The organism is Paenibacillus sp. FSL R5-0470 (genome assembly GCF_037975205.1).
Lineage (GTDB): Bacteria > Bacillota > Bacilli > Paenibacillales > Paenibacillaceae > Paenibacillus_AQ.
In genome coordinates, this window is record NZ_CP150238.1 from 6222085 (window position 1) to 6235520 (window position 13436).

Consider the following 13436-nt stretch of genomic DNA (forward strand, 5'->3'; position numbering starts at 1 on the left):
TCAGTAACCACTTAACGCCTTACTCATGACTGTAGAAAATAGAGCGGCAGCCTTCCCGCTGCCCTCTGTCATATAATTATCCTTATTTGTACGATCAAACCCCATCCACACTGCAGCTGTCCATTCCGAAGTATAACCAACAAACCACAAATCCCGGTTAGCTTTCTTGCTTACACCTGGCAGATCCAATTGGGTTGTTCCGGTTTTCCCCGCTACAGGCCTGTTCATTTGCGCTTTTTTGCCCGTTCCTTCATTGACAACATTACGTAGCATCATCGTCATTGCCTCTGCGGTTCGTTGCGATATTACCTGCCGTGATTCGGAGAGATGTGAATACACAACCTTCCCTTTTGAATCCATTATCGTGCGTACCATATGAGCCTCATTGAATTTACCTCCATTAGCAAAGACACCATAGGCTTGTGTCATTTTAAGTGGCGATACCCCATTATGAAGCCCTCCTAAAGCTATTGATAAATGGTTATCCTCCTCTGTCAGTACAATTCCTAATTTGGCTGCGAATTGCCGTGCAGAAGAGATTCCAACCTGCTTCAAAAGCCAAACAGCTGGCGCATTCACGGATTTTTGCAGCGCTCTACTCATTGTGATTTGACCTTGATACACACCGTTCAAATTCTCAGGTACATAGTTTCCATAAGCGTATTTGCGATCAGAAAGTATGCTATACGGGCTAAACTTCCCGCTCTCTAGCGCGGGTCCATAATCAATGATCGGCTTGAAGCTGGAGCCTGGCTGCCGCGCATCAATTGTAGCTCTATTCAAGCTCCCCTCATCTTGTTCACGCCCACCAATTAGTGCCACCACTTCACCTGTACGATGATCCATTATGGTCATAGCTGCTTCTACCTGCTGATCTTTTCCGTCAGGCGGGAAAGAAGAACCCTTTAGAAAAGCCTGCTCTAGCGCCTGCTGTGCTTTAATGTTCAACCCTGTAACGATAGTGTAACCACCCGTTCGAAGCTCCTCCACAGACTTCCCAGTGATCTGAGCCGCCTCCTTAAGCGTAGCGTCCACATAATGCACACCAATGACTTCTACTTTGTTCGCAGCGGGAGGTTGATACTTTTTATCTCTGGCCTCAAGCATTTGTTCTTTAGTAATCAGTCCTTGCTCTAACATAATCTGTAGAACGAGATTCCTTCTTGTTTTGGATAATGTACTATTGTCTACCGGATTATAAATAGACGGTCCTTTAGGGATTCCCGCCAAGGTGGCGATTTGCCATATTTCTAGTTTTTTCAAATCGGATACGCCGAAGTAACGCTCCGCAGCTGCCTTTACTCCATATTGTCCACGCCCCATGTAAATTTGATTGAGGTAAAGCCCTAGAATCTCTCGTTTTGATAACTGCCTCTCCAATGCAAGAGCAATGGATGCTTCGTTTAGCTTACGTATGACATTCTTGTTCCTGTTCAAATAAAGATTGCGAGCTAGCTGCTGAGTAATACTACTCCCGCCCTCAGAGAGATCCATATCCACAATATTATTTAGAAAAGCGCGAGAAATCCCTTTATAATCTAATCCCTGGTGGCTATAAAAGCGTCGGTCCTCCACCGCTAAAAACGTATTTATCAATAATGCAGGCATTTCCTCCAGCTCCGCTGAATGTCTATACCCCGAGCCCGGTAAAGGGATCATTCGTAATGTCGTCCCGTCCGAGGTCTTAATGATGCTCGATTCCGGCAGCTGAAGTTTATTCTCTTGCTGTTTAACCACTTGCCCGCCGTATTGAAATACGTAAAGCAAACCCACGAGCGCTATTACTATTCCAATGATACTCCCATCAAATAATAAATACCCTAGACGGAGTATCCGGGTACGCACGATCCATCTGCCATCCTTGCCTGAATGGGCTACACTTTGTTTTTTTTCGGTAACGGCATTCATGATTCTATAATCAGGTTCTCTAAGAACCGCTCCATACTACGGGCTTCAACACTCGCTGCTTCAAGAAGTGCTTGGGCTTCCATCCCATCATCCGTGTTGTCAGCCTCCTCTACCTCACGGAGAGCACGGAGAATTGCCCGAGTTCTTATCAATAAAGCTACAACTGGTGTGTCCTGCATCGTTTCTGTTGCTACGCCTCTATTCGGAACTTCAATTCTTTGCATGCGATTCAGGTTAGCGGCGATTTGGCCTAATTCTCCTCCAGAGAGGACCTTAATTTCTGTTGTTACTCCCTTGTCTGCTAACTCTGAGCTTCCAATCAGTACCGTGTGCAAATCATCGGCAATTTTCTGTGAACGGAGAATAAACAACCCACTGAAGAATAGAACAAATAGAATTATGACGCTAGGGATTGTTCCAATATGATTAATGGTCCAATGGATAAGACGAACAAAAAAGACGCCTGACTTCCCTGAATAATGAGAATACAGCAAAGCAACAGCCCGCTGGACAGCAAAAAGAAAGGCAGCACTCAAAAGAGCACTCCCTATAAAAATATAAAGATAATGGATGCGAACCGTCCGAAGTTTGTGCATAGTCATTCCCTCCTTGTGCTCACAAGGATATCTTCCAAATCTTAAGAACCCGCCAAGAGTTTTCTTAAGATTCTATGAAGAATGGGAAATAGGTGATAAAATCCGTCCGAAGCGGGGAGCTTTCTACATAAATAACGCCATTGTGGCGTTCGACGATACTTTTGGAAATGGCAAGACCTAGGCCTGAACCGCCTGTATGCTGTGAACGAGACTTCTCTGCTCGATAGAATCGTTCAAAAATAAACGGAATATCGCTCTCTGCAATCATCTCTCCAAAGTTGCTAATGCGGACAACCGCTTCATTTCCCCTTTTACTGAAACCAATCTCCACTTTCCCGCCGCTTCTACCGTAACGGATCGCGTTCGTAATCAAATTTTCATAAGCACGAACTAATTCTTTAGGGGATGCCTCTATCCACAACTCACCAGCTTGGTCATCGATCTCATAGGTCATTTCAGCCTTTGTTAGTTCGGGAACTGACTCCTCCGCTAGCTGCCGTATAAATGCTTTTAAATCTAATCGCTCCATAACCAGAGGGTATTCCCCACTATTTACGCGTGTATATTCAAAAAGATCGTCGATCAGTTTACGCAGCACAAGGGATTTGTTGTAGGCTATGCTCACGTAATATCGTATTTCTACTTCTTCCTGGCATCGATCTTGCTCGATATATTCCAGAAAACCGAGGACAGAGGTAAGGGGGGTTCGTAAATCGTGGGAGACACCTGTGATCAAGTCATTTTTTGCATTCACTGCTTTACGTTCCTCTTCCATGGAGTGCTGCAAACGTTCAGCCATTTCATTAATATTCTCAGCCAGCACTCCCAGCTCGTCCGTGGTTTTGACTTCAATTCGGTGCGACATCCCGGAGCTTGTGATTTCCCGAATTCCTTTGGTGATCTCCTCCAGATACAGTACTACTTTACGAGTATAGATAAAAAAGAACAGTAAAAAGCTGATAATACCAGCGGCGGTCAGCAGTGGCATAGAGCCAATATGATTAATGATCCAGCGTAAGATACGTGAATAGGGAGCCGACTCTGACACTGGATTCAGATAGATCATGAAATTAACGAGCTGGTAACCTGCAAACAGCAGTAATCCACCGGAAAGCACACTGAGTAAAAAGGCGTATATAAACTTCCAACGAATCGTAGTTATATATTTTGAATTCAAGAAACCTCACCTAATCCTTTCAGGAAGGTCCATCTAATTTATAGCCAACTCCCCAGACGGTTTGGATATAACGGGGGCGCTTCGAATCCACTTCGATTTTGTCGCGGAGGTTACGAATATGTACCATAACAGTATTACCCCCATCTAAAAATGGTTCGTTCCACACCTTATCGTATATCTGCTCTAAGCTGAGCACTTGACCTTGGTGCCTTGCCAAAAGCTCTAAAATAGAAAATTCCCGCGGGGTCAGCTTAATCTTCTGCTGGTCTATATGTACCTCATGCTTAGACGTATCTATAGTTAAATCTTCAAAGCTAAGTTTGCTGTCACTCCCTAGGCTACTACTATCTTTATTGAAAGCGTGATAACGACGCAGCTGTGACTTAACTCGTGCCACAATCTCCAAAGGATTAAACGGCTTGCCCACGTAGTCGTCCGCTCCTATGCTAAGTCCTGAGATTTTGTCCATATCCGTATTTTTGGCTGAAAGGATAATAATCGGCATCTTCCGATCTTCACGGATCTTCATACATGCAGCTAATCCATCCATCTTAGGCATCATGACATCAAGAATGATTAGATCCACTTCTTCCTTCTGCAGACACGCCAGTGCCTCCATCCCATCATAAGCTTTAAGCAGGCGATAGCCCTCATTACAGAGGTATATCGATAACAGCTCTACAATTTCCTTCTCATCATCTACTAACAAAATCGTTTCTCTCTTCACAGGAGGGGTTTCCTTTCAAATATAGTAATAATTATCTTTAGCTTCTATATTAGCAGATCCATCGAACGTTTTTCCTCGAAAATAGATACATGTACTTAAAATCGAACAACAATAAATAGGTTACGCAAAAAAAGGGTACCCGCTCCACTCGTACTTAAACGAAATGGAACTGGTACCCTTTTAGGACTTAGTAAAATTATGCTTACATCTCCAGCAGTCGAATCAGCTCATCCTCATCCTCAATGACCTGAATGCCCAGCTGTTGTGCTTTGGCCAGTTTACTACCTGCCTTCTCGCCGGCAATAACCAAATCCGTCTTCTTAGATACACTTCCAGACACCTTCGCTCCGAGTGCTTCCAGACGTTCGGCGGCTTCGTCACGTGTAAGCTTTTGTAATGAACCGGTCAACACTACCGTTTTTCCGCTAAAGAAGGAATCCGTGCTAACAGGACGTGTGGCCTCAGGAGCTTTTGCTTCAACCCCAAGCGCCCGCAACCGAGCAACATTCGCCACGACTACAGGATCTGCGAAGAAGTTAACAATGCTCTCGGCGACAATCCCGCCAATGTCCGGTAACTCGGCAAGTTCCTCAGCTTTAGCCTGCATCACAGCATCCAGATCGCGGAAATGATCAGCCAGCATCTTAGTTGTTGCTTTACCTGTGTTAGGGATTCCTAACGCAAAGAGGAATGAGGCGAGATCGCGCCCTTTGCTATCCTCTAACGCTTGCAGCAAATTCTGTGCTTTTTTCTCTCCGAAACGGTTCAGCTGTACAAGCTGCTCAAAGGACAATTCATACAGATCCGCAGAGTCATGAACATTAAGCTCGTCGTAGAGCTGACCTGCTGTCTTCTCACTAAACGTCTCAATATCCATCGCATCACGCGAAGCGAAATGAGTGATCCGACTAATAATTTGCGGTCTACAGTTCAGCTTATTATTACAGAAAAGATGCGCACCACGCATTTCTAGCGGAAATCCGCACGCCGGGCAATCCTCAGGGAAAATAATTTCTCCTCCGTCATTCTCTTCTGTTACCTTGCCGAGAATTTCCGGGATAACATCATTAGAACGCCGAATAAACACTCGTGAGCCTAAAGCAAATTTCAAGTTTTTGCGCTCAATATCGCCCACATTATTTAATGTGCAATTCTGCACGGTAACTCCAGCAAGCTCTACGGCTTCAACACGAGCTAAAGGAGTCACTTTACCTGTACGTCCTACATTCCAGCTAACAGACTCAAGCACGGTCGTTGTTTCTTCAGCTTCAAATTTATAAGCCACTGCCCAGCGGGGGAACTTGTCAGTGTAACCAAGAACTTCACGAATACGGAAATCCGTCACCTTGATCACCGCTCCATCAATGAGGTAATCAAGACTTGAACGACTCTCCTCGATTCCGGCAAGCTGCTCAGTCACATCATCGAAATCATTACAGTAAGTCAGATAAGGATTTACTTTGAATTTGTTATTCCGTAGAAAATCCATCATCTCCTGATGATCGGCGAACTCTACACCTTCGCCAAAACCTACATTATAGAAATATGCATTCAAACGACGTTCTGCAGTAGTCTTCGGGTTTAGATTGCGCAGTGCTCCTGCCGCCGCATTACGCGCATTCTTAAGTGGCTCTGCAGCCCGGGTATTATAATCAGCGAGCACAGATAGATTCATAATCCCTTCGCCCTGTACTTCAATGACCCCTTCTTTAAAAGGAATCGTTAATGGAACAGACTTAATGGTCTTCACCTGAGCAAGTATTCCTTCCCCAATGACACCATTACCACGCGTCGATGCCTGTTCGAGAACACCATTCCGATAGGTTAGATTCAGCGTCAAGCCATCAAACTTCAGTTCTACTGCATAACAAGGATCAGGTAGAGGGTTGCCTGGGTTCTTAAGATTGTACTCATTCACTAAGCGAAGTACCCGCGTATTCCAGCTCCGCAGCTGTTCAATATTCTGTGCTTTATCGAGACTCCAAAGCGGAGCCAGATGCCGATGCGGCGTGAAGCCCTTAAGCAGCTCTCCACCTACACGTTGTGTAGGTGAATCCGGTAGTACGAAGCCACTCTCAGCCTCCAGTGCTACAAGCTTGTCGTATAAAACATCGTATTCCTTATCGCTGACTAGCGGAGCATCCAGCGTGTAATAGTGGTAATTATAATTATTTAACTCCGCAACAAGCTCTTCCATCACATGCATAGCATCCATGCAGGTACATCCCTCCGTCAATAAGTTTCCTAATGGTTAGCGTGGTCTAAATATCCGTTCGTTAATCGTTTTCTACTATTATTCCACCCTGGTAATCGGTGCAAACCCTGCAAGCAGCCGTTTTACACCCACCGGTGCTGGAAAAGCAATCTGCAGCTCCGTATCATTCCCGGTGCCCTTCACAGCTACAACGGTGCCAGTGCCCCATTTGCCATGCGAAACCTTATCACCCGCTTTGTATTCGCCAGCTGCTGCAGCCCCTGCTCCAGTAGCGCGCTGTGCGCCTCCGGAGGTTACGGTCACGCTACTCTTACTTGTCGCTGCGGACGCTGTGCTTCCGCTGCCAATCGGCGCCGCACTAGCGGCTCCACCTCGACCGCCGAAGTTCCCACGACTGCCGCCACTGAAGCCGCGTCCGCCATAAGCACCGCCTACCTCCGAGCCTCCACGTTGGAAGCGGTCCTGTGTCTTCGCGGTATCCTCCTTCAACTCCTCCGGAATCTCTTCAATGAAGCGGGACGGCTGATTCGCCGTCGTCCGCCCAAAGAGCGTACGCATCCGCGCGCAAGAGAGAAACAATTGTTTCTCGGCGCGGGTGATCCCTACATACGCAAGCCGGCGTTCCTCTTCGAGCTCATCGTTGTCTTGGAAGGCTCGGCTGTGCGGGAACACACCTTCTTCCATCCCGACGATAAATACCGTTGGGAACTCCAGACCTTTGGCGCTGTGCATCGTCATCAGGACTACAGCGTCACTACGGTCCTCTTCATCATCATTCACACTATCAATATCTGCGATAAGTGCAAGATCCGTGAGGAAGGAGACAAGCGACTTGTCCTCGTTATTCTTTTCAAACTCCATCGTCACGGACAAGAACTCATCGATATTCTCTAGTCGTGAGCGAGATTCGAGAGTATTTTCATTTTGCAGCTCCAAACGGTACTGCGACATCTCCAGTATTTTTTCCGTCAGTTCTGTTACGGACAAGAACTCCACCATACGGTGCAGGGCTTCAATCATATCGTAGAACTCTACTAGCATATTCCGCGTCCGTCCGGCAAAGCCCAAATCATCTACAGTTTGCAGTACGCGGAAAATAGAAACACCACGCTCACCAGCCGCAGCTGCCAGCTTACCAACCGTTGTATCCCCTAATCCCCGCTTAGGTACATTAATAATACGCGTCAGGCTGATATCATCATCAGGGTTAGACAACAGGCGTAAATAAGCGAGCAGATCTTTGATTTCTTTACGATCATAGAACTTAATCCCGCCTACGATTTGATACGGAATATCAGATTTAATTAGAATTTCCTCGATTACCCGTGACTGGGCATTCGTACGATACAGTATCGCATGATTCTGGTAGGCTTGACCCTGTTTCACATTTTTGCTGATTTCTCCGGTTACAAAGTAACCTTCATCATGCTCGGAGTCCGCCCGGTATACCTTAATCTTGGCGCCTTCCTCGGAATCGGTCCACAGCTTCTTCGGCTTACGTCCACTATTGAGTGCGATCACACCATTGGCTGCATTCAAGATATTAGCAGTTGAACGGTAGTTCTGCTCTAGAAGAATGGTCTTCGCTTCTGGATAGTCCTCTTCAAAATTAAGAATGTTCGTAATATCCGCTCCGCGCCAGCGATAAATCGACTGGTCACTATCCCCTACCACACAAATCCGGTGGTGGCTGTCAGCGAGCATACGGCACAACATATACTGCGCTCTGTTCGTATCCTGATACTCATCCACGTGGATGTATTTGAATTTCTTTTGGTAGAAATCAAGGACCTCGGGAACTTCCTTAAACAGTTCGATAGTCTTCATAATCAAATCATCAAAATCAAGCGAGTTATTGCTTCTTAGACGCCTTTGATACATCTTATATACCTTTGCAACTAAGCCTTCAAAATAATCGCCAACCTTCTGCTCATACTGCGCCGGAGTGATCAGCTCATTCTTGGATGCGCTAATGATAGCCTGCACAGCTTTTGGTTCGAATTTCTTCGTATCAATATTCAGTTCCTTCATACAGTTACGTATTACGGATAACTGATCTGTAGAGTCCAGAATGGAGAAGTTGGAGGTAAAACCAATCCGCTCGATATCCTTCCGCAAAATCCGAACACACATAGAGTGAAAGGTGGATACCCAGATATCTCTTCCCTCAGGTCCGACAAGTTTAGATACACGTTCCTGCATTTCCCGCGCGGCTTTATTCGTAAACGTAATCGCCAAAATCGCCCAAGGCGGCGCCTTTCGATTGGCAATCAGCCAGGCAATTCTATGAGTCAACACTCTAGTCTTCCCACTGCCCGCACCAGCCATTATCAAAAGTGGTCCTTCAGTAGTTTCGACAGCCTGTCTTTGTGGAGGATTCAGTCGACTTACTGCGTCTTGTATGCTAATAAGTTGCATGTGTAACATGCTCCTTTCTAAATATAAAATCACCAATCATAAGTAGTCCTAAAAATAACCACTAAGCATAAACGCCTTTGGCGTCCTTATAAGGACGGTAAGTGTTTATGCGAAAAATATAAGGATAATGTATAACGTGAAACTTATACTTTCTTATAATTTAATCGAATTTCTCTTGTACTGTCTTTTTTACAGCCACAACTGTTAGCAGTGCCTGCTGTACATCACTATAAATAATATTGCCGACCACTACTGTATCACATAGAGCTGCTGCCTGCTCGGCTTCCGCCTCACAAGTAATGCCCCCACCATAAAAAAGTTGAGCGTGATCCACCATTTCGCGTACTGTCCGCACAGTCTCCATATCCCCGAACCTACCGCTGTATTCAAGATAAACAATCGGCAGTGACATCAGCCTGTCCGCAACCTGAGCATAAGCAGCCGCTTCTTCAGCATCAATGGCCGTCTCAGCCCCTGTAATCCGTGCAACGGAAGAGTCACTATTCAGCACAATATAACCTTCCGTTAGAAGCGAATCCCATGGAATCATAAATCCATAGCGTTCAATAGCTCGGCGATGATGGCCTACAATCCAGGCTGGATCAGGAGTATTAAGCACCATAGGAATCATATAAAGGTCAAATCCGGGCACAGCAGCTTCAAGTTCGGATACCTCGAGTGCACAGGGCAACTCAAACCCTCTTACTCTTGATAAGAGATCCACTGTATTCTCATAGGTTACTCCTGTAGAGCCCCCTATCAGTATGGCATCCGTGCCAGATAAGCAAACGGCCGCCAAATCCTCATCCGAAATCATCCGGTCAGGGTCTAGCTTAAACACATGCCGCCAAGGTTTGATCATTTGCTGCACTGATTTCATGAGAATCATCCTTAATAGTCATTTGGGCAAGACAAAGACACTCCTGCCGCCGAAAAAGATATAGATCTAGTCTATGCCAGCACAGCAGGTGTGTCAATTTAAAGCGAACAAAAATGCGAACATTTTTTCGTATTTTTTAATGGTAATAAGTAGTCTAAGATTTCAACGTACACCTGAGATATTAATCAAATCCTCTTCGGGTACAAAATCAGTGTAAAAACCATCCACGCCCATACGGGCCAGCTCCCTAATTTCAGCTTCTTCATTTACTGTATGAACATATACACGAGCGCCAGCCTTCTTCAGCTTTTTAACAAAGCTCTTGGTGGCTCGGCCAACTGGCATGGTAATATCCACACCTGTTTTATTAACAAACTCAATAACTTGTACATCCGTATCCTTGGATTGGTACAGAGTGTAAAGCAATTCTGGAAAAGAATACACCTTATTGATCTCATCAAGCATCGACTGATTATATATTTGGGGAACAATCCGATCTAATATGGCTGGATCCCGGCGCTGCGCCGCTTCTACCAACAATGTAAATTGTTTATTTATAAGTTCGGGTTTGATTTCTTTCGTATCGGTCACGATATAAGCATCTGGATAATGCTGCATCAGATCAAGCAACTTCTCGACATCGATCGGGGAGTATATATTCAGGATTGGGCTGTCCATGAATTCCTTATAATCTAGTACTACCCCTTGTTTATTAGCAGGAAGAACATCCAACTGACCTAAAAGCTTACTCATGTTGCCTGACCACTCATGCCTACCTACTAGCTGATCATCAGCCGATAATAACAAGTCTACTTCAAATACGCGAGTTCCCTGTGCATAATTAGCAACAAATGCTTCAAAAGCATTGGTGTACGTATGACCGTTAATGCCACCCATGGCATGTGCTATGACCTTGTGAGCTTCAAAGCCGCTTGCAGGCTGTTCATCTTCATTACTAAAAGCGATTACAAGTAAAATGATAAGAGCTCCAATTACAATTACGGTAGCAACAATCTTTTTCTTATCCATAGTTGATAGTTTCCTTTGCGAAGTTTAGATTATAAAACAATAGATAAACAATACCCCGCTCTACCATAGGTAGAAACGGGGATCGTATAAAAGTTTAATAAATCCAAAATAAGTGCAGGAATCAATAAGCATTTTTGTTGACGAAGCCGTTGCGAATCGTTTTGAAAATAATTCGAATGTCAAACAGTAAAGACCAGTTCTCGATATAGAAAATATCGTGTTTGATCCGCTCCTCGATGGAAGTGTCACCGCGAAGTCCATTGCTCTGTGCCCAGCCTGTGATTCCAGGTCGTACATGGTGCTTAACCATATACTTCGGAATTTCATCACGGAACTGTTCCACATAATATGGGCGTTCTGGTCGAGGTCCCACCACACTCATATGTCCCAGCAACACATTAAAAAATTGTGGAAGCTCATCTAGACTTGTCTTACGGATAAAGGTCCCGAATCTTGTTCTACGAGGATCTTCCCGCGTACTCCAGCCTGTATCCTCTTCACCATCCTGCTGCATCTTCATGGAGCGGAACTTATACATCATAAAATTACGACGGTTCAGTCCCACACGTTCCTGCCGGAATATAATCGGTCCCGGAGAGGTCAGTCGAACACCAAGAGCCACGATAAGCATCACTGGAGAGATCATAATAATTGCGAACAAGGAGAACACAATATCAAACAAACGTTTTGCCATCTTATTACCCGTCATATCTAGTGGAATATCACGAACATTAATCATTGGCATGCCTGCAAAGTTATCAAAGTAAGGGCGGGCTGGTAAGTAGTCGAAAAAGTCAGGGATAATCAATGTGCGTACACCTGCTTTTTCACAGGCCGCAATAATTGAAGGATACTTCGAATGGGCATCAAGTGGCAGCGCAAGTATAACCTCATCCACAGGCAGCATCTCTAGCATTCCAGACAACTGGTCGACTGTTCCAAGAATCGGTTTATATCGTTGCTCTTCAATTCCATCCCAAGTATGATAGTCATCCAGGAAACCAATCGCTTCATATCCAAGCTCGGGGTATTGCTCTAGATTATTGTAGAATCTTTTGCCTAGCGTACCTGCACCGATGATAAGTACGAACTGTCGGTTAAAGCCCTTTTCGCGGAAAGATTTAAGCGTCTTCTTCAACACATATCGGTACAGCATAATAGAAAGAACGTTAAATCCCATATAAATAGCAAGGTAGGTACGGGAGATATCGATTTCTTTCACGAAGAACATCAGACCAAGCAAGATAAAAATGCTCATAATATGCACTTGGAAAATCTTAATAAATTCATCGACAAAACGTTTCTTACGCTTAGGCAAATACAGTGACAATAATATACCGATTAACACTGCAACTCCGCCATAAATCATACTCCAGTAAGCGTACGACTCTACAGGCAGCGGATTTTCAAACTCCATCCATCCACTTTTAAACTTAAGCCACCAAGCGGCTAAAAAAGAGAGTTGGATGACAATAAAATCAGCAACCATATAGAGCTGTGTCAAAAATTTCTGATTACGCCGAATCATAAATTCACCTCAGTATTCTTTTCGTTACGTGCACCTGTTTCGTTAGCGTTAAGACTCTGAGCAGGTGATGAGACCGTTTTAGGAGAAGTTAAGGCATTCCGCAAAAGTGAAAGTGCAAACTTCACACCTACACCGGCATATACCGTTCCATTTATCATACTGTTGTACTTCTTACTATAATGCTTACGATGAAATAAAATCATTGCGCGGTGAAACTCGTATACGATTTTGAAAGGTCTGCGTCTAGCGCTGCCGCCTTTAAGATGTACGATAGAAGTCTTCGGATAATAATAAATCTCCCAACCAGCCTCTTTAATACGATAACACCAATCTAAATCTTCTCCGTACATGAAGAACTCTTCATCCAATCCACCCACCTGATCAATCGTCTCCCGCCGCAGCAGCATAAACGCACCAACAAGACAATCAATCGGGTAATCAAGATCAGGGTCCAGATAGCCTAACTGGTAACCGTTAAACCTCGGACGATCCGGAAAAAGCTTACTGAAGCCAAAAGCATAATAGAAAGAAGCAGACGGTGTAGGGAATCCACGCTTGCACGCTTTATCCAGCGAACCATCCGGCAAAATAATCTTACATCCTGACGCCCCAACATCGGGTCGACCGTCCATAAAGGAGATCATTGTCTCCAGCGTATCCTTACGTACTACCGTATCTGAGTTAAGTAGCAGCACATACCGTCCGGATGAAGCTTCCATCCCCTGATTATTAGCACGAGCAAAACCGACATTGTCGTTATTTGCGATCAACATTACACCTGGAAACTCTCTACTAATCTTCTCTACCGAATCATCATTGGAATTGTTGTCTATTAAAATAATCTCATAGGAATAGTTCGTTTCCGAGTCATACACCGACCTGAGACAATCCATCGTCAGGCGACACGTGTTGTAATTAACAATAAGTATACTTACATCTACATTCACTGCGTAACGCT

10 protein-coding genes are annotated in these 13436 nt (G+C 44.8%); all 10 read right to left on the reverse strand.

The features are described 5' to 3' along the window. Positions 1–1908 carry a PBP1A family penicillin-binding protein gene (locus tag MKY99_RS27740; protein ID WP_339267436.1) on the reverse strand — a complete coding sequence of 636 codons (1908 nt, stop codon included), beginning with the start codon at positions 1906–1908 and terminating at the stop codon, positions 1–3. Continuing rightward, positions 1905–2504: a hypothetical protein gene (locus MKY99_RS27745; protein WP_339267437.1), complete on the reverse strand. Its 600-nt coding sequence runs from the start codon at positions 2502–2504 to the stop codon at positions 1905–1907. The genes MKY99_RS27740 and MKY99_RS27745 overlap by 4 nt, the downstream gene beginning before the upstream one ends. 64 nt (positions 2505–2568) lie before the next feature. After that, positions 2569–3681 (reverse strand): HAMP domain-containing sensor histidine kinase, encoded by a 1113-nt coding sequence (locus MKY99_RS27750; protein WP_339267438.1) that lies wholly within the window; start codon positions 3679–3681, stop codon positions 2569–2571. Between the two features lie 19 nt (positions 3682–3700). Beyond that, positions 3701–4408, reverse strand: coding sequence for a response regulator transcription factor (locus MKY99_RS27755; RefSeq protein ID WP_339267440.1), 708 nt, complete (start codon positions 4406–4408; stop codon positions 3701–3703). A 202-nt stretch (positions 4409–4610) separates the two neighbouring features. Then, positions 4611–6623, reverse strand: a complete 2013-nt coding sequence (ligA, locus tag MKY99_RS27760; protein ID WP_339267442.1) for an NAD-dependent DNA ligase LigA — start codon at positions 6621–6623, stop codon at positions 4611–4613. 78 nt (positions 6624–6701) lie between these two features. Further along, positions 6702–9041: a DNA helicase PcrA gene (gene pcrA / locus MKY99_RS27765; protein WP_339267444.1), complete on the reverse strand. Its 2340-nt coding sequence runs from the start codon at positions 9039–9041 to the stop codon at positions 6702–6704. 160 nt (positions 9042–9201) lie between these two features. Continuing rightward, a complete protein-coding gene (locus MKY99_RS27770; RefSeq protein ID WP_339271810.1) occupies positions 9202–9912 on the reverse strand; it encodes a heptaprenylglyceryl phosphate synthase in 711 nt (236 codons plus the stop codon). Between the two features lie 171 nt (positions 9913–10083). Further along, the gene (locus tag MKY99_RS27775; protein WP_339267446.1) at positions 10084–10950 is read right to left on the reverse strand and encodes a phosphatidylinositol-specific phospholipase C/glycerophosphodiester phosphodiesterase family protein; all 867 of its coding nucleotides are present in this window, start codon (positions 10948–10950) and stop codon (positions 10084–10086) included. A gap of 121 nt (positions 10951–11071) precedes the next feature. Then, positions 11072–12478 (reverse strand): undecaprenyl-phosphate glucose phosphotransferase, encoded by a 1407-nt coding sequence (locus tag MKY99_RS27780; RefSeq protein ID WP_339267447.1) that lies wholly within the window; start codon positions 12476–12478, stop codon positions 11072–11074. Beyond that, positions 12475–13425, reverse strand: a complete 951-nt coding sequence (locus MKY99_RS27785; protein ID WP_339267449.1) for a glycosyltransferase family 2 protein — start codon at positions 13423–13425, stop codon at positions 12475–12477. The genes MKY99_RS27780 and MKY99_RS27785 overlap by 4 nt, the downstream gene beginning before the upstream one ends. Between the last annotated feature and the right edge of the window lie 11 nt (positions 13426–13436).

Excerpts from the sequence above, each read along its gene's own strand:
- MKY99_RS27740 (WP_339267436.1), bottom strand. The coding sequence starts at position 1,908 with ATGAATGCCGTTACCGAAAAAAAACAAAGTGTAGCCCATTCAGGCAAG.
- MKY99_RS27745 (WP_339267437.1), bottom strand. The coding sequence starts at position 2,504 with ATGCACAAACTTCGGACGGTTCGCATCCATTATCTTTATATTTTTATA.
- ligA (WP_339267442.1), bottom strand. The coding sequence starts at position 6,623 with ATGGATGCTATGCATGTGATGGAAGAGCTTGTTGCGGAGTTAAATAAT.
- pcrA (WP_339267444.1), bottom strand. The coding sequence starts at position 9,041 with ATGCAACTTATTAGCATACAAGACGCAGTAAGTCGACTGAATCCTCCA.
- MKY99_RS27775 (WP_339267446.1), bottom strand. The coding sequence starts at position 10,950 with ATGGATAAGAAAAAGATTGTTGCTACCGTAATTGTAATTGGAGCTCTT.
- MKY99_RS27780 (WP_339267447.1), bottom strand. The coding sequence starts at position 12,478 with ATGATTCGGCGTAATCAGAAATTTTTGACACAGCTCTATATGGTTGCT.